This window comes from Dialister hominis (genome assembly GCF_007164725.1).
In the GTDB taxonomy this organism is placed as follows: Bacteria; Bacillota; Negativicutes; order Veillonellales; family Dialisteraceae; genus Dialister; species Dialister hominis.
Genome location: NZ_AP019697.1, coordinates 1903845 through 1920727 on the forward strand (window position 1 = coordinate 1903845; position 16883 = coordinate 1920727).

At 53.7% G+C, this 16883-nt stretch carries 15 protein-coding genes and 1 tRNA gene; 10 read left to right on the forward strand and 6 right to left on the reverse strand.

Going from position 1 to position 16883, the window contains the following annotated elements; translation table 11 throughout:
• The first annotated feature begins 532 nt into the window (after positions 1–532).
• Positions 533–1783 carry an aromatic amino acid transport family protein gene (locus Dia5BBH33_RS08815; protein ID WP_022382731.1) on the forward strand — a complete coding sequence of 417 codons (1251 nt, stop codon included), beginning with the start codon at positions 533–535 and terminating at the stop codon, positions 1781–1783.
• A gap of 278 nt (positions 1784–2061) precedes the next feature.
• A complete protein-coding gene (locus Dia5BBH33_RS08820) occupies positions 2062–2544 on the forward strand; it encodes a DUF1847 domain-containing protein (RefSeq protein WP_231939270.1) in 483 nt (160 codons plus the stop codon).
• A gap of 67 nt (positions 2545–2611) precedes the next feature.
• Here Dia5BBH33_RS08820 and Dia5BBH33_RS11065 read toward each other — a convergent pair.
• Together Dia5BBH33_RS11065 and Dia5BBH33_RS08825 are read right to left on the reverse strand one after the other, a co-directional pair.
• Positions 2612–2689, reverse strand: a tRNA-Tyr gene (locus Dia5BBH33_RS11065).
• A 22-nt stretch (positions 2690–2711) separates the two neighbouring features.
• Entirely contained in the window at positions 2712–3542 is an 831-nt protein-coding gene (locus tag Dia5BBH33_RS08825; RefSeq protein ID WP_022381501.1) for an alpha/beta hydrolase, read from the reverse strand.
• A 109-nt stretch (positions 3543–3651) separates the two neighbouring features.
• Here Dia5BBH33_RS08825 and Dia5BBH33_RS08830 point away from each other — a divergent pair, with 109 nt between their 5' ends.
• Positions 3652–4113 (forward strand): MerR family transcriptional regulator, encoded by a 462-nt coding sequence (locus Dia5BBH33_RS08830; RefSeq protein ID WP_143332819.1) that lies wholly within the window; start codon positions 3652–3654, stop codon positions 4111–4113.
• 62 nt (positions 4114–4175) lie between these two features.
• Here the strand turns inward: Dia5BBH33_RS08830 and ispE are convergent, their stop codons facing one another.
• Complete coding sequence (ispE, locus tag Dia5BBH33_RS08835) at positions 4176–5036, reverse strand: 4-(cytidine 5'-diphospho)-2-C-methyl-D-erythritol kinase (RefSeq protein WP_022381499.1); 861 nt, start codon at positions 5034–5036, stop codon at positions 4176–4178.
• Between the two features lie 225 nt (positions 5037–5261).
• Here ispE and Dia5BBH33_RS08840 point away from each other — a divergent pair, with 225 nt between their 5' ends.
• The 4 genes from Dia5BBH33_RS08840 to Dia5BBH33_RS08855 all read left to right on the forward strand — a co-directional run bounded on the left by Dia5BBH33_RS08840 (position 5262) and on the right by Dia5BBH33_RS08855 (position 10490).
• Positions 5262–6176 carry a radical SAM protein gene (locus Dia5BBH33_RS08840; RefSeq protein WP_022381498.1) on the forward strand — a complete coding sequence of 305 codons (915 nt, stop codon included), beginning with the start codon at positions 5262–5264 and terminating at the stop codon, positions 6174–6176.
• A gap of 122 nt (positions 6177–6298) precedes the next feature.
• Entirely contained in the window at positions 6299–8191 is a 1893-nt protein-coding gene (locus Dia5BBH33_RS08845; RefSeq protein WP_143332820.1) for a subtype A tannase, read from the forward strand.
• A 222-nt stretch (positions 8192–8413) separates the two neighbouring features.
• On the forward strand, positions 8414–9442 hold the full coding sequence (locus Dia5BBH33_RS08850; protein ID WP_232518042.1) for a YitT family protein: 1029 nt from the start codon (positions 8414–8416) through the stop codon (positions 9440–9442).
• Positions 9443–9665: 223 nt separating this feature from the next.
• A complete protein-coding gene (locus Dia5BBH33_RS08855) occupies positions 9666–10490 on the forward strand; it encodes an aldo/keto reductase (protein ID WP_143332821.1) in 825 nt (274 codons plus the stop codon).
• A 236-nt stretch (positions 10491–10726) separates the two neighbouring features.
• Here the strand turns inward: Dia5BBH33_RS08855 and Dia5BBH33_RS08860 are convergent, their stop codons facing one another.
• The 3 genes from Dia5BBH33_RS08860 to Dia5BBH33_RS11505 form a co-directional block, all read right to left on the reverse strand.
• Complete coding sequence (locus Dia5BBH33_RS08860) at positions 10727–12184, reverse strand: ADP-ribosylglycohydrolase family protein (protein ID WP_143332822.1); 1458 nt, start codon at positions 12182–12184, stop codon at positions 10727–10729.
• Between the two features lie 198 nt (positions 12185–12382).
• Positions 12383–13015 (reverse strand): DMT family transporter, encoded by a 633-nt coding sequence (locus Dia5BBH33_RS11420; RefSeq protein WP_143332823.1) that lies wholly within the window; start codon positions 13013–13015, stop codon positions 12383–12385.
• A gap of 48 nt (positions 13016–13063) precedes the next feature.
• On the reverse strand, positions 13064–13264 hold the full coding sequence (locus Dia5BBH33_RS11505) for an EamA family transporter (RefSeq protein WP_162501783.1): 201 nt from the start codon (positions 13262–13264) through the stop codon (positions 13064–13066).
• Between the two features lie 733 nt (positions 13265–13997).
• Here Dia5BBH33_RS11505 and trkA point away from each other — a divergent pair.
• Genes trkA through Dia5BBH33_RS08880 form a run of 3 tightly spaced genes read left to right on the forward strand, consistent with a single transcriptional unit; the run spans position 13998 to position 16804 of the window.
• A complete protein-coding gene (gene trkA, locus Dia5BBH33_RS08875; protein WP_332835630.1) occupies positions 13998–15185 on the forward strand; it encodes a Trk system potassium transporter TrkA in 1188 nt (395 codons plus the stop codon).
• On the forward strand, positions 15185–15352 hold the full coding sequence (locus Dia5BBH33_RS11425) for a TrkA C-terminal domain-containing protein (RefSeq protein ID WP_331813085.1): 168 nt from the start codon (positions 15185–15187) through the stop codon (positions 15350–15352). Before trkA ends, Dia5BBH33_RS11425 begins: the two co-directional genes overlap by 1 nt.
• A gap of 3 nt (positions 15353–15355) precedes the next feature.
• A complete protein-coding gene (locus tag Dia5BBH33_RS08880) occupies positions 15356–16804 on the forward strand; it encodes a TrkH family potassium uptake protein (protein ID WP_022383057.1) in 1449 nt (482 codons plus the stop codon).
• Positions 16805–16883: the final 79 nt, after the last annotated feature.

Genomic DNA, 16883 nt, shown 5'->3' on the forward strand with positions numbered 1-16883 from the left:
TGTCCTATAAGCCTAAAAAAAGCACCCTTCAGCGCAGACTGAAAGGTGCATGGGACATGCAGACGTCAATACGCGCAACTCTTGCTCCTTTTTTGGCGTAAAAGGGCGCAAAAAGAGCGCGGTCTTTGATGAGTATCCTTTCTGTCTCGGTCTAAAAAGATCCAAGCAGCTGACAATCCATCCATTCAAAATATAAAACCGAAAAGTATAACTCACGTAACGTGATGCTATCTTTTGCCTCGGCCGTATCATATCACACTTATTCTGTTTTAGCAACAAGTGATTGAAATTTTCCGTTTCTTATACAGCTTGCAGAAATATTCTGTCAAAGGGGAGGGAAGCTGCCTGCAGGGAAAAAGGCACAATGGGCACCTTAATGAGGAAAATTTTTTTTCGGCGCCCTTATATGATTAGATTATATACACGTGAAAATTATCACTAATAACCCTCTTGTCAGGGTCAGTCTGTCTGTGTATAATGGACGCGACATGCTGACATCCAACCAATAGTTCCCACGGGAGGAAATACGCCGATGGAATATGTACGTGAGTTGGATACAAGAGCGGCGGGCACTGCCGCCACCCAAAGTGCCTTGAAGGTGCATCGTCTTACCTTTATGGAGGCAGCCATGCTGGTCGTCGGTTCGACCATTGGCTCCGGTGTCTTAGGACTGGCCTACGCGAGCCGTTTAGCCGGCTGGCCTGTCCCATTCGTCTGGCTCGTCGTAGCCGGGATTTTTTCCGGTATTTCCATGCTGTATGTCGCGGAAACAGCCTTGCGGACACAAGAGCCGTTGCAGCTTTCCGGCCTGGCTGAAAAGTACGTGGGGAGAATCGGTTCCTGGCTGATTTTTTTCTCCGTTGGCGCTACGTCCTTTTGCAGTCTCATTGCCTATACGGCCGGCTGTGGCCGGATCCTCAGCGAGTGTACGGGCCTTACGCCGGAGCTGGCCGGCATTCTCTTTGCTGCCGCTGCGACCGTTGTCGTCTGGGGCGGCCTGAAGGTGACCGGTGTAGCCGAAAAATTTCTCAGTCTGGGCATGATCATCATGCTGCTGCTCCTGGCCGGGGCCTCTGTCGTATCAGCCCGCGTGCCTCTGGCAGATATTTTTTATACCCACTGGGCCCATGCCGTCCCGGTTTTTAATATTGCCGTTTTCTGTTATGCCGTTCAATATATTGTGCCGGAGCTGGCTCGCGGCTTTACCCATGCGCCACAAAAATTGGTGCCGTCCATCCTGACCGGCATGGGCATTTCCTTTCTCATCCTGGCCAGCGTGCCCTTGTCTGTTTTCCTCATGCTGCCTGTAGCAGAGATTACGGAAGTAGCGTCTCTCTCGTGGGGACGGGCCCTGCAGCCGGATATTTTCTTTTTCCTGGTCAATGCCTTTGCCTTTTGCGCGATGCTGACGTCCTTTTGGGCTATTTCGGAAAGCTTTTTGACCAATATGGTAAACCGCCTGCACCTGGCCTCGGAAGGGGCTGTAAAGGGCCGTGCCCTGTGCCTGGCCGTCATCGTTATACCGCCTGTTTTTCTGGCGTCAGGCAATCTCGTAGGCTTTGTCAACGCCTTGTTTAGTGCCGGTACCTTTGGCGGTATTATCATGTCCGTCCTGCCTGTGTTCATGCTGCGCCAGGCCCGGCGCCAGGGCAACCGGCAGCCCTGCTGGCAGTGTGGCCGTATTGCCAGCCTGCCTGTGCAGCTCCTGGTCGTGGCCCTCTTTAGCGGTGCCGGCATCTATGCCTTGTGCAGCCTGGCAGGACTGCTGCCGCCGGCGTGGTAATCGATGTACTAGCGAAGTCTGGACTGCGTGTGATGACGCGGACCAGGCTTCTTTTTTCTAAATGAGAAGAATAAGGATGCACGGGCACTGTATTTGTGGTAGGATGGAATAAACATAACGCTATATACTATGCTAAAACCTTCCGGAGGAGGTGCCTCATTATGCTAGGAGATTGTGCGAATTGCAACTGTGGCCATATATGTGCGACGAAAGGTGTGAGCTGTACGCCTGTCGACAAGGAAGCCGTCCTGAGCCAGTATTCGCCAGAGGAACGGAAAATGATGGAAGCCGCTGCCTATGTCGAAGCGACGTATTATATGCAGTATACGCGCATTCAGGAAACGGCGGCCTTTGCCCAGCGCATGGGCTACAAAAAAATCGGTTTGGCCTTTTGCGTCGGCATTAGCCACGAAATGGAGCTCATTGCCAGCTATTTCTCGAAATTTTTCGACGTCTATTCTATTTGCTGCAAAAACTGCGGTATTGCCAAGGACGAGCTGGGCCTGTCCCGGGTCACGCCGGAAAACCCCATCGAAAGCATGTGCAACCCGAAAAACCAAGCCCATTTTCTGAATGAACAGGGCTGTGAGCTCTTCGTCTCTGCCGGGCTCTGCGTCGGCCATGATGCCATTTTCAATGCGTCCTGTAAGGGACCGGTGACCAACCTGATCGCTAAGGACCGCGTCCTGGCCCATAATCCCATGGGCGCCGTGTATTCGAACTACTGGCGCAATAAGCTGGGCCTGAACGGAGAGGACTAGGGCTTGTTGCACCAGCCGTACAGACAAAAAAAGAACTCCACTACAAAGTAGTGAAGTTCTTAGACTTTGGAGCCACTAATAGGATTTGAACCTACGACCCTCTCATTACGAAGAATAACATAATAAAATTGGTTGACAATACGGCATGAATTACTATTCATTTGCACTTAAACAGAAATCGGCTGGTAGAAGTCGTGGTAGTTTCTGACGAATTCAGGCATGTCCGGGGTGACGGTTTCCGGGACGCCGCCTGCCATCTTGTAGGTGCCGTTCTTGTAGTCGAGCGTTCTCTGCGCGCTGACCATTTCACGAAGGGCTTTTCTTTCTGCCTTGATCTGTTCCGGTGTCTTGTCATAGTCGAAGTAGCCGTTGGCGATGACGCGGCTCATGTCGTACATGGTGGATGTCACGGTCGCTTTGATTCTCGGGTCCATGGATGCCGCATTGATGGCAAAGCCGCCCCAGCCGCAGATGCCGAGGACGCCGATTTTCTGCGGATCAACATCAGGCCTGTTGGACAGGTAATCGACAGCTGCCAGAAAATCTTCGGTATCAATGTCCGGGGATGTGGTGTTTCTCGGCTGTCCGCCAGATTCCCCTGTGTAAGACGGATCGAAGGCGAGTGTCAGGAAACCGCGGGCCGCCAGTTCCTGTGCATAGCGTCCGGAGACCTGTTCCTTCACGGCGCCATACGGGCCGGCCACGGCAATGGCATCCAGTTTTTCACCCGGTTTCATGTCTTTTGGCGTATAAAGGTCGCCGACAAGAGTGATGCCGTATCTGTTGTGGAAGGTCACTTTCTTATGGCTTACCCTTGCATCTTCAGGAAATGTCTTGTCCCATGCGTTCGAAAGCTTCGAAGCGTCGATCGTTTCAGCCGGCGCTTTGGAAGCTGCGACGGGCGCGCGGTCCATAGCAGAAGCATTCATCATGCCGCCTGCCATGAGAAGTCCGAATGCAGCGAGCGTGAGAGCGCGTTTCATCATTTTCTTATTCATCTTGGTTCCTCCTGTGGTTGAATTCCATACCTTGCTTCTTTTACGAATAGAGTGTAACATTAGACTTAACTCTAAGGTTGATAGCATTTTCAAAAAAATGGGAGGAAATATGTCATATACCATCCAGCAAGTTTCCAAAATGACGCGCATCCCGGCGACGACGCTCCGTTATTATGACAAGGAAGGCCTTCTCCCCTTCCTCGAAAGGACCGAGTCCGGATACCGCCGCTTCTCTGACGTCGACCTCGCCGCTCTCCAGATTGTCCAGTGCCTCAAGAGTGCAGGGCTTTCCATCGAGGAAATCCGCCAGTTCTCCGAATGGGTCCACGAAGGCGACAGCACGCTTCAGAAACGCCTCGACCTTTTCCTCCGCCGCAAGGAAGAAATGGAAAAGCAGATCGAGGAATGGAAGAAAATCCTCGACGTCATCAATTACAAATGCGAGTATTACCAGAAAGCTGTCGAAGCAGGAACGGAAAAGCATCTCTTCGCCAAGGACAAACTGCCCCACGCAGATGAATTCATCACAGCCATGCCCTCTTTACCAAATCCTCAGACATCTGAAAATTGAGAGCATTAAAAAATCTCCCTTTGGAATCCAAATTTCCTGGACCCAAAGGGAGATTTCTATTTTTACAATTCATGTCTTCCGACGGTTTCTGCTGTCTGGGCGAACCAGTCTGGTTTTTCTTCGTGGATCTGTTCGACGATCCACTGTCCTTCTTCGTGGCTTCCGGGGATGAGGTAGAAAGCGGAGCCTGAGCCGGTCATGACGGCGGGGCAGTCGAAGCTCTGGACATAGCGGGCGGCTGAGAGGAGTCCCGGGGAGTTCGGGAAGAGTCCGAGTTCGAAGTCGTTGGAGAGGGAATCGGCGAGGCCTTCCCAGTCTCTTTCTTCGAGCGCTTTGAGGCAGTCTTCTGTCTTGTCGATGCTGAGTTCTTTTCTTTCATCGAGCTTCTGGTACGCAGGACCGGTCGGCATGAAGAGCGGCGGCATGGCGATGACGAGCGGCAGGCCTTCCCAGGCTCTGGCCGGTGTCAGGATTTCCCCGATGCCCTGGCAGCGCGATGCCCCTCCTTCTACGCAGAAGGGAACGTCGGCGCCGATCCTGGCTGCGACTTTAAGGAGATCTTCTTTGCTGAGCGGATGCTCGTAAGCTTTGGAAAGTCCGCGCAGGACGGCGGCTGCATCGGCAGAGCCCCCTCCCATGCCGGCACCTGAAGGGATTCGTTTCTTCAGCGTCAGGAAGACGCCTCCTTCCAGTTCTGTCACGGCGAAGAATGCTTCAGCGGCGCGGACCATGAGGTTTTCCTGTCCTGCCGGCGCATCGCCTTCGAGGACTGTCAGGAGGATCTCATTCGATTTCTCCAGTGTAATTTCATCTGAGAGCGATATGCTGTGCATGACGGAATCGATCGAGTGGTAGCCGTCCGGCCTCTTCCTCCCGACCCAAAGCGTCAGATTGATTTTCGCGCGCGCTGTTTCCGTGATCATGATTACCTCTTTTCCTGCCATTTCCGGCATTTTTTTTCTTCATTTTATAGTGATCTATCTTCCGTACTCATTATACCATTCCTTTGAATTATTAATATTTAAACATTTAAATTTGTTGTTGTATTTTTCAAGAGAACTATGTATAATAGTGATTGTTAAAACTGTATGTAACTATTTTGTAAAACAGTATCATTAAAATGTCCCACTTTGAAAGGAAATGGTCGTATGCCAGGATTATTTTTTGACGACTACGAAACCCCAGTTTACCGTCCGCCGAGTGAAGCAGAAAGCTTCATCCTCCGCGTGACTCGTGGATGCGCGCACAACCACTGCACTTACTGCAACATGTACCGCGGCGTCCAGTTTGAAAAACTTACCGATGAAGAAATCATGCGCCAGATCGCCATGGCTTACTCCGTCGACCGCGATGGTGTCCGCCGCGTATTCCTCGCTGACGGCGATGCGCTTGTTCTCGAAACCGAACGTCTTCTGAAAATCCTGAATACGCTCAAGAAATATTTCCCGAACCTGGAAAGAGTCGCATCTTACGCCGCTCCTGGAGATATCCTCAGAAAGTCCGTGGAAGAACTGACCCAGCTTCGTGAAGCAGGCCTGCAGATCCTCTACTACGGCATGGAATCCGGCGATTCCCAGACCCTGCGCGATATCCGCAAAGGCGTCGACGGCCCGCAGTCCATCGAAGTCGGCAAGCGCGTACGCGCAGCCGGCATGCAGCTTTCCATCATGATCATCCTTGGCATCGCAGGCGTTCCGGGCAGTGAAAGACATGCCCTGGCCACCGCAAAAGCCATCAATGAAATCAAACCGACCCATCTTTCCGCACTCTCCCTCATGCTCTACCGCGGAAGCGAACTGAAGGACCAGTTCGAACGCGGCGAGTTCACACCGCTCACCCCGGCAGGACTCATGGAAGAGCTGAAGGTCATCATCGAGCACCTTGACCTTCCGGAAACGGAACACATGATTTTCAGAAGCAACCACGTTTCCAACTACATCCGCCTCGCAGCAACATTGCCGAGAGACAAGGACCAGCTCCTTGCGGATATCGATGAAAGCATCGCTTACCTGAAGAAACAGAAGCACTGGGATATCTACAACCACGACTGGAGCAAATTCTAAGTCCGTCGTTTGATTTTTCACCTTCAAACTCCTATAATAAAAACAATCAGAAATGATTCAGAGAGAATGAAATGCCGCGGATTGGAAGACGATCCGCGGCTCTTTTGTTAAGGAGGAATAATATGGTATCCAAGAAATGGCTCGCCCTTTCAGCCGCTGTGCTGATGGGCCTCGCTCGCGTATCCTTCGCATCTGCTGCTGATGAGACGCCTTCAGCAGCACAGGTCTTCAAGACCACAGCTGCCTTTGTACAGACGGCTTCAAAGACAGACAAGGCAGACTCCAAAGAAACGGCCAAGGCTCCGCTCACGGCTGAATCGATCAAAGTGAACCCCGCCAAGTGGAATTACGATGAGAAGAATGATATTTACTACCAGATCGGCCTCGTCTACTGCACAAAGCCGGCTGCGACGGAATATGAGCAGCTCGCTGTCTACGTCCCGGGCGCTTATATGAAGGGCACGAAAAATCAGGACGGCACGTACACGGCCGTTATCAATGACAAGGCAAAGGTAGGAAACTACACAGCTAAGACTGCACCGATCGTCATGCCGGTCAATACGGGCGGATACGCCGCGCAGAAAGCGCCGTCCGCTTACTATTCTAACGGTCTCAATACGTACCTCTCCGAAGGCTTCGTCTATGTCTTTGCAGGATGCCGCGGAAGAGAAAACGGCACGAACCCGGACGGTACGGAATTCGTCGGCGGCGCTCCCTGGGGCGTCACGGACCTGAAGGCCGCTGTCCGCTACCTCCGCTACAATGACAGTCTCATCCCGGGCAGCAAGAACCGCATCTTCACCTTCGGCCACAGCGGCGGCGGCGCGCAGAGTGCACTCATGGGCGCGACCGGCGACAGTGATTTCTTCGGACCGTACCTTTCCTCCATCGGCGCACTCATGACCGATGCAAAGGGAAAGCCTTTGAGCGATGTTATCGACGGCGCGCAGGCATGGTGCCCGATCACGAACCTTACGCAGGCCGATTTCTCCTATGAATGGATGATGGGCCAGTATGCGAACGACGGCGAGAGAGCCTACGGCACATGGACCCGCGCGATTTCTCAGGACATGGCAAGAAATTATGCCGCTTACCTGAACAACATGCAGCTCAAGGATGAAAATGGAAATCTGCTCACCCTTTCGCAGGGCTGGGACGGAAACGGCATCAATGCGAGCGGCACATACTATGACTACATGAGAGGTGTCATTGAAACATCGCTCAACCATTTCCTCTCGGACAACAAATTCCCGCTCACCTTGGGAGGCAGCGATTTCCATATGGACGGCGGCTTCCCGGGACAGGGCCCGCAGCAGCGCCCGACCTCCATGGTCCCTGGCGGCAAGCCTTTCCCGAAGGACACACCGACCGAGCCTCATACCTACCAGACCCCGCAGGACTACATCGACAGCCTGAACGGCGACGACCCGTGGATCACCTATGACGCCAAGACGAATACGGCAAAGATCACATCCATCGGCGCCTTCACGTCCCGCCTCAAGAAAGCATCCAAAGGCATCGGCGCCTTCGACAGCACCACGCTCTCCCAGGCAGAAAACCTCCTCTTCGGCAATGGCAAGGTCAGCGCCATGCACTTCGACGGCGGCATGTCCTGGCTCATGGAACACAACAAGGACCGCTACAGCGCTTACGCGGACTACAATGACAACATCAGGAAATCTTACTATGACGAAATGGACAATGTCGACAGCCTCGGCGTCCCCTCCATCATCCGCCAGATCATGTACGATCCGATGACATTTATCCTCGTTCCGAACGATGAAGAAAAGCCGTCCGTCCTTGCCAACCACTGGCGTATCAATACCGGCCTCTTCCAGGGTGACACCGCTCTCAATACCGAGCTCAACCTTTACCTCGGCCTGAAGCAGAGAAAAGACGTGAAGGACGTCCTCTTCACGACCGTCTGGAACCAGAAGCACACCATGGCAGAACTCACCGGCAATTCGACCGACAACTTCATCGCCTGGGTCAAAGAAGTCACAGCAAAAGAATAAATGCTCACGGAAAAGCCTCCATCGGGGGCTTTTTCCTATGGACCCACCAATGAGGCAACCGGAAATCCCGCACTTTTGCCTGATTTCCTTATTTCCATGCATCCTGCGCCAAATAAAATTACCATGCTTGACATCTTCTGATATAATGAGATGAATGTAATTCCGCGGGCTGCTTTGTTGACTATGGCCTGCGTTTCTTGCGCCCTGCAGAAAGGAACCAAAATGGCAGCTCTTTCGATGTCCGAATACCGCACACCGCTCTTCTGGAAACGTCTGGCTTTCATTATAGCGATTACGATCCTAGGCACTTTCATTTATTCCGTCGGCGTCAATGCCTTCTTCGTCCCGCACCAGTTCCTGGCTGGCGGGCTGACAGGTATCGCCATGATTGTATACTACCTGACCGGCATTCCGATCGGCGTCACGAACCTTGTCCTGAACCTCCCAATCCTCGGTCTTTCCCTGAAATTCATGGGGAAATTTTACACCATCATCACGATCCTCGGGACCGTTCTCCTTTCCCTTTTCATCGACCTCACGGCCTTCCTGGCTGACTACCACGTCGTCAAGGACCCGATCGTCGCTGCCATCTCCGGCGGTGTCGTCCTGGGCGTCGCCATGGGTATCCTTTACCGTTACAACAGCAACACCGGCGGCCTCGACGTCATCGGTGCCATCATCAAGAAGTACTACAACCTGGAAATCGGCTACGTCGTCTTCGCACTGAACTTCATCATCGTCATGGCCAGTGCATGGATCTTCGCTCTGGAACCAGCCATCTGCACCCTGATCGGCATGTACATCAATGCGAACCTCGCCAGCCGTCTCGTCCTTGGTTTTGCCCAGAGAAAAGCAGCCTTCATCGTCTCCGACAAGCCGCTTGAAATCTCTGATGCCATCCTGCGCACCATCCACCACGGCGCGACCCTCCTCTACGGCCAGGGCGCTTTCTCCGGCGCTGACAAGAAAATTATCTTCGCCATCGTCGACCTCACCCAGGTCACCCGCGTCCGCCACCTCGTAGAAGACATCGACCCGCACGCCTTCGTCTTCCTCATGAACACCACCGACGTCATCGGAAGAGGCTTCACCAGCCCCCTCGCCGCCGGCCGCAATATCCCCCAGTCCATCCGCTACACCTGCGACGAAAAAGGCGACGTCGTCCCCACCCGCATGTGGCAGTTCGAAATGGACGCAGAAGCCCATCCCTACAAAGGCGAACAAACACCACCCAAAGTCGACCAGAAATAAAAATGAAGGATGTACACGACAAAATGTACATCCTTTTTTGATGCAGGGAGGATGATCCTGCGAGCGAGGCGAAATACTCGCCTTCCCAGACGGGGAAGTATGCCTTTGACCTTGCTCTGGAAGAGAAGGTCAAAGGCATCCATTTTTACAGTCCCTTTTCCTCTTGACTGAAGTCTGCTTTCACTTTTTATAATAAAGGAAAAGACTACTGAAGGAGGCTCTCATGAACGAATCAAAGGTACCTTACATCACACTTTCAGACGGCGGGATGATCCCGCAGCTTGGTTTTGGCACATGGACACTCAGGGATGATGCTGAAGATGCGGTGGATACAGCCATCAAAGCAGGCTACCGTCTCATTGACACCGCATCCATGTATGGCAATGAAGAAGCCGTCGGCCGCGGCATCCGGAAGAGCGGCATCGATAGGGAATCCCTCTTCGTCACAACGAAGATCACGCCAAGTGAAATGAGCCAGCGCCCGCAGAGCCAGTGGATTGAAGAGAGCCTTGAAAGGCTCGACATCGGCTGGATCGACCTCATGCTCTTCCACTGGCCGGCAGCGAACGAAAAGTATCACAGAGAAACATGGGACGTCCTGGAAGAATACGCAGCCAAAGGCCTCATCAAGCACCTCGGCGTATCGAATTTCAACCCGCGCCAGATCGACGACCTCCTCATCCACGGCCATCTTCCGCCCGTCGTCAATCAGATCGAGCTCTATCCCTACCGCCAGCAGATCGGGAACGTCAAAGCAGACGGTGAAAGAAACATCGCCATCGAATGCTATTCCCCTTTGGCCGAAGGAAGAGCCGCCAAAGATCCCGTCCTTGAAGAAATCGCCAAAGCCCACGGAAAAACCGCCGCGCAGGTCACCCTCCGCTGGGAAATCCAGAAAGGTTTCATCACCATCCCCAAAGGCAGGAACCCCGCCCACATCCAGAGCAACATGGACATCTGGGACTTTGCGCTGACAGAAAAGGAAATGGAAACCATCGCCTCCCTCAACGAATACACCAGCACCGACCCCGAAGACTCACCGTGGTGAGACTGCCGAGGAGCATGCATTCTCGAGAGCGCCGCTAACACTTGCCTTCCCAGACGGGGAAAGGGAACCGCGTGCGGTGGATAGGGTTGATTATTGACAGCCGAAGGCTGGTTGTATGGTTTTCTGCTTTCCTATGACTCCGTACACTTGCATTAGATATTCTTTTAATCTTATCCCACCGCAAAAAGAGGCTGCAGAAATGATTGCACATTCCTGCAGCCTCTTTTTAATATTCCCTACACTTCCAAATCTTCAATTCTTTTTATGGTGTCTTCTCGAATTTCTCTGTATCCTGCGTGGCCGTCCTGACGGAAGAGGATGGCGCCCTTTCCTACTCTTTCTTCCGTGCTGACGTAAGCGCCGAAGAAGCCGGCGATGTCTTCGCCTGTCCAGAGGTAGAGGCGTACTTTATGGTTGACGTGGCTTGCCATTTCCTTTTCGGGGATGATTCTCGGCGCCTGGATTTCGCCGAGGCCGTCGTCATCGAGTTTCTTGAGACGGATGAGCCAGCGGCGGACGGAGCCGTTCCGCATGAATTCGGTGAGGCTTCCTCCGTAGGATTTCTCTGCTTCCACGGCCGCGACGAGAAGGGCCATGATGGTACGGGAGTCGAGGTTTCCGACTTCGGCTTCGCTCATGGATTTCGCGCTCCATGTAATGTGGGATTCCCAGAGGATATCGCGGAAGTCATCGAGTTTCAGTTCAGGATGAGCAGCTTTGAAATCTTCAATGGTCCTCATGAAGCTCTGGCCGGCAGCGGAGTAGGATGCTTCGATTTCCGCATCCTCGTCTTTCTTTCTGGCCGTGATAGCCCATGTGCCTACGCCCAGGCGGTCGAGGTCGTCGAGGTATCTTGTAATTTTTTGGAAAGCCCTGCCATGCCCGGCGGATTTCCTTCGTTTCTGTGCCAGCAACGTCTCGAAGCGGTCGACGACTTCGAGCATGTCTTCAGGTAGGCGGTGGCGGCATTCGGCTATGAGGTCGACGGGAATGATGTAGTAGGCCGATGCCATGGCGCCTGTCATCGCTCCGCTGGAGTCGGTATTGCCGCCTAAGAAAATGACGGTGCGGAGGGCGTCTTCAAAATTTTTGGATTCGAGGAAGGCAGTGATGGCTTGAGGAACCGTTTCCTTGCAGGATTCCTGATGTTCGTAGGTCTTGCGGATTTCTGCGCAGCTGCGGCTCAGGTCATAGCCGAAGATCCTCTGGACGTAGTCCTTGATTTCCTCTTTCGTCGAGCCTGTTCTTGCCATGTAGACGACGGAGGCGACGGCGTCGGCGCCTCGGATGCTGTCCGGATTGACGTGCGTCGTCATGGCGGAGAGGCGTGCCATTTTTCTTGTCTCGTCGATCGTGTCGTAGAGCCAGCCGATGCAGGAAATGCTCATAGCCGCATCGACAGTATCGACGTCGAGGGGCTTGTGATCCTTGAAGAGCCAGCGGAGGTACTGCGCGCTGTAGCCTGCCTTGGGGTATTTCCTGCCCCAGCGCAGCATCGTCTCGGCGATGCATTTCTGGATCTCCTTGTCGCTTTCTCCTTCTGAATCCATCAGGGCTTCCGCCACAGCGACTGTCATGACGGTATCATCGGTGTAGGTCGACTCCGCAGTAAAAAGCGGGAAATCCTTCGTCTTTTCACCCCTGTCGAACTCATAAGGCGCGCCGATCATATCGCCCAAAGCTGCTCCGTACATCGCACTGCCTCCTTCTGAAATGCGCTTGTCGCATCTCGATTGCACTCTATGTCATCTTAATCATAGCACGGAAAAGCGCCGGCTGCTCTTAGTTTATTTCTATATTTTCCCCTTATTTTTTAAGAAATTGATAACCTCCTGTTTGACTCATTCCTGCATGAAAAAAGAGCCCGAAACCAGGAAGATAGTTTCAGAGCTCTACTTGATGCCGGCAACGACGGTCGCGATGATGATGAGTGCCATGCCTGTCAGTTCGTACATGCCAAATGTCATGCTGAAGAGGAGGAAGGAAAAGATGACGGAGGAAACTGGTTCGAGCGCCGAGATGATGCTTCCTCTTGACGGAGAGACGTAGGCAACGCCGCCCAGGTAGAAGACGAAGGATAGGATGGTACCGAAAACGACGACGTAGGCAAATGCCAGAAGCGTGTTCGTATCGACGACGCCGGTGAAGGTGGTCATAAGCGTCACGGGCATGAGGACAAGGGATCCGAGGAACATGCCCCAGCCGACGACGACGGGCTCGCTGTATTTCAGGATGAGGCCGACCGGGGAAATCGTGTAAAGCGCGCAGACAAAGGCGGAAAGGAGGCCCCAGAAGAGCGCCTCGGGAGGAAGCGCCAGAGACGTCAGGTCTCCGGCTGTCGCGATGAGGACCGTACCGACGATGGCGAAAACGGCACAGAAGACTTCCTTCCCCCGCGGAAGCCGTTTTTCACGCATGCAGTACCACATGATGATGAGGACCGGCATGATGTATTCGAGAACCGTCGCGGCCGCCGCGTTGCTGACCTTGATGCAGGCGAAGTAGCAATACTGCGTCCCCAGCATGCCGAGGCATCCGAAGATGATGAGCCGCAGCCTTTCGGCTGAACTTTTCTAGACGGAAACAATGCCCTTCCCCATCAGATGGGAAATAAGAAGGAGGAGCGATCCGGCAACGAAGAGGCGGAAGAATGTCAGCCACTCCGGAGATATGCCCTGCCCCTGCAGAATGTACTGCCCTGCGATGCCGCTGGAACCCCAGAGAATGGAACCTGCGGCGACGAGCAGCACGCCGTGACTGGATAAATTTGCCATGATCTCCCTCCTTTCGTTTTGTCTTATCATTGTAGCACGGAAACAATTTTTGAAAAACCCGCAAAGGGATGAAAAATTTCCTTTCCAAAAAAGTGTCACGAAATACGGCCCCCGCGCATTTGCGGAATCGTCAAATTCGATGCCCCTTCCCATTTATTTAGGGACTGCCGCGCTCCTGTGGAGCAGGGTATTTTCGCCGCTTTCCCCTGTTTTCTCTTCCGCAGTCTCTCCTGCACCTATGATTAAATGTTCTCAATATGTAGAACATTATTTCTTTTTTGCATTTGACTCAGTTTTTGATTCTGCCTATACTGTGGATAGAGGCAAAGGCAGAGCCCTCTGTCTCCTGCACTTAGCCGGCGGACCCTTACTAATGTCTGCACATATACCCCAATATTTGCGGTACTTCTAATTGTTTTCACTGCTTTCGTTCTTCTCAAGATTTTTTTCATTTGATCGTAGTATGAAAATATGCCTCTTGAATGAATCATAGTGACACAGTAAGGAAAAATCCCCTCCATCCGCCGGCAATTCAAAATAGGACTCTTACCCAAGGAGAGTCCGGAAAATCCCCGTCGCCCGCACGACGGGGATTTTTCCTGCCCGTTTATCATACCTTGTAGCAGGGTATTGTATGAGCGTAGTATAATGAGGAGTAATGTCCGAGGGGAATTTCTCCTCCATATTCCCATAAGAAAGCAAGCCAAATGGCTGCCATAAGGAGTCAAATTATATGCGTATCGCTATTATCGGAGCGGGGCATCTGGGCTATATTATCGCGGAATTTCTTTCCAACGAGCAGTATGACGTCGTCGTCGTCGATTCGGGTGAATCGAAGCTGGATGCGATCCGCGACGCGCTGGACGTACTGACGATCCATGCCGACGGCACGAGCCCGTCTTTTATGCGTGACGAAGATATGAAAGGCACGGATATCGTCGTCGCCGTCACCGCCATCGATGAAGTGAACATCATCGCCTGCATCCTCGCCAAGAAGAACGGCATCCCCCATACCATCGCGCGTATCAGGGACCCGAAGTTCCTTGCCGAACCGCCGTCCTACATCAGAGAAAATTTCGACATCGACCTTCTCTTAAGTCCTGAGCTCATCACCGCGCGTGAAATCAACCGCATCCTGATGACGCCTTCGGCACTGAATGTCGAAGACTTCGCAGAAGGCAAGGTACGCCTCATGGAAACGAAACTGGGACCGCGTTCCCCGCTTCTCCATATCCCGCTGAAGGATCTGCGCCTGCCGCAGTCTGTCCTGATCGCTATGATTTTCCGCGATCACAGGATGATCATCCCTCACGGCAATGACGTGCTGCTGCCGCTCGATAACGTCTATTTCCTGGGAAATCCGGAAACTGTCGCCGAGCTTCCGCAGAATGTCGGGGCCGCCAATTACCAGCACCGCATCCGCCGCGCTCTCATCATCGGGGCCGGCCGCACGGGGCAGATTCTCGCCCCCATGCTGGAAGAACAGGGCATTTCCGTCAAAGTCATCGATAACGACAGGGACCACTGCCGCCTCGTCGCTTCCCGCCTGAAGAAGGGCATCGTCCTTTACGGCGACGGGACCGACATCGATCTTCTGAAGCAGGAAGGCGTTGAGGATGCGGATATCGTCATCTGTATCACAAGCGACGAACGCCTGAATATGATGATGGCGCTCCTGGCCAAGCACCTCGGCGCCCGCCAGACCATCGTCCGCGTCGTCCGCACCGAGTACGTCGCCCTCATGCAGCAGGTCGGCGTCGACATCGTCCTTGCGACCAGGCTTCTGGCTGCCGGCGAAGTCCTCTCCTTCGTACGAAGCGGTTCCATCGAACGCGTCAGCCTCCTCGAAGGTGCGTGCGTCCAGGCTGCCGAAATCATCGCATCGTGCAGGAAGGCTCTCCGCTCGACGGACGCCGCCTGATGGACGTCGATCTTCCGAAGGGCTGCCTCATCGGCACGTACGTCCGTGACGGCAAAGCCTTCATCCCTGACGGCCGCTCTGCCCTCCATGCCGGAGACAGGGCCATCGTCATCGTCGAAGCCGACCAGGCCTCCGACGTCCTTTCCTTCTTCAAAGGCGGGGATTAAGCAATGAATCTTAAAGTCATTTACACCATGCTTTCCCGCATCATGCTCGTCAGCGGGGCTATGGTGGCGCTGCCTCTGGCCATTTCCCTCATCATGGGAGGCCCGATCCTCGCCTTCATCTTCTCCATGGCCGTCGCGGGTCTTGCAAGCGTGGTTCTCAAAAAAAGAGGCGTCGCGCAGGAAAACAGCCTGACGCCCAGAGAAGGCACGGCCATCACCGCGCTCTCCTGGCTCTTCGTCTCGCTCCTCTTCGCGCTGCCTTATATATTCAGCGGAACACTGGGGCCCCTGGACAGCCTCGTCGAAAGCATCTCCGGCCTCACCGGCACCGGCGCGACCGTCATCGACGACCTTGGCGCTGTCCCGCAGAGCATCCTCTTCTTCCGCGCCATGACGCACTGGCTGGGAGGCCTCGGCATCATCGTCATCTTCGTCGCCATCTTCCCGCAGATCGGGCGCGGCAGTGCGAAGATGGTCAATGCGGAAAGCACCGGCCCCACCTCCTCGAAAGCCCTTCCAAGGATCAAGGAGACAGCCTCTGCCCTCTTCACCGTCTACCTCATTTTCACGATTGCTGCCGCCGCGGCCTACATGCTCTGCGGCCTCACCTTCCTTGATGCGATAGACACGTCGTTCTCGACGATTGCGACCGGCGGCTTCTCCACGAAGGACGCCAGCATCGCCTACTATAACAACCCCGTCCTTGAGCTCGTCATCGCTTTCTTCATGATCATCTCGAGCGCCAACTTCGGGATTTACGTCGAAGCAAGGAAACGCGGCCTTTCCGCCATTACCGGCGATATGGAATTCCGCACCTACATCGGCATCGTCCTGGCAGCGACGGTCCTTATGACGATTTCCTTAGTCCTTCAGGGAAATTACGGATTCGTGGAAGCACTCCGTGAGACCTTCTTCCAGTCCGCCTCCCTCTCCTCGACGACAGGTTTCGTCTCTGCGGACTTCGACCAGTGGCCGTCCTTTGCGAAATTCATCATCCTGCTCATTATCATCGTGGGCGGTTGCGGAGGTTCTACCGCAGGCGGCCTGAAAGTCATCCGCCTCATCCTCCTCGTGAAGAGCTTCACCTCGATTCTGAAGCTCCACATCCACCCGAGAGCCGTCCTCCACGTCACCGTATCCCACGAAAGATACTCCCAGGACACCATATTCCGCGTCCTCTGCTTCTTCTTCATCTACATGGCCCTCTCCACACTCTGGGCCGCATGCATGATGATGGACGGAGTCGCCTTCATGGACGCCATCGGAGTCTCCTTCTCCACCATGTCCAACGCAGGCCCGGCCTTCGGCCAGTTCGGAGCCACCTGTACCTACTCGGCACTCCCCGATTTCAGCAAATTCGTCGTCTGCCTCTCCATGCTCTTCGGCAGACTCGAATCCGTCACACTCCTTGCCATCTTCATCCCTTCCTTCTGGAAAAAGAGCGGATGGTAAGAAAAATGAAAAGGGCTGTGGTAAATGGATAATCATTTATCACAGTCCTTTTTGATGAAAGAAATTATCAGATTTCTTT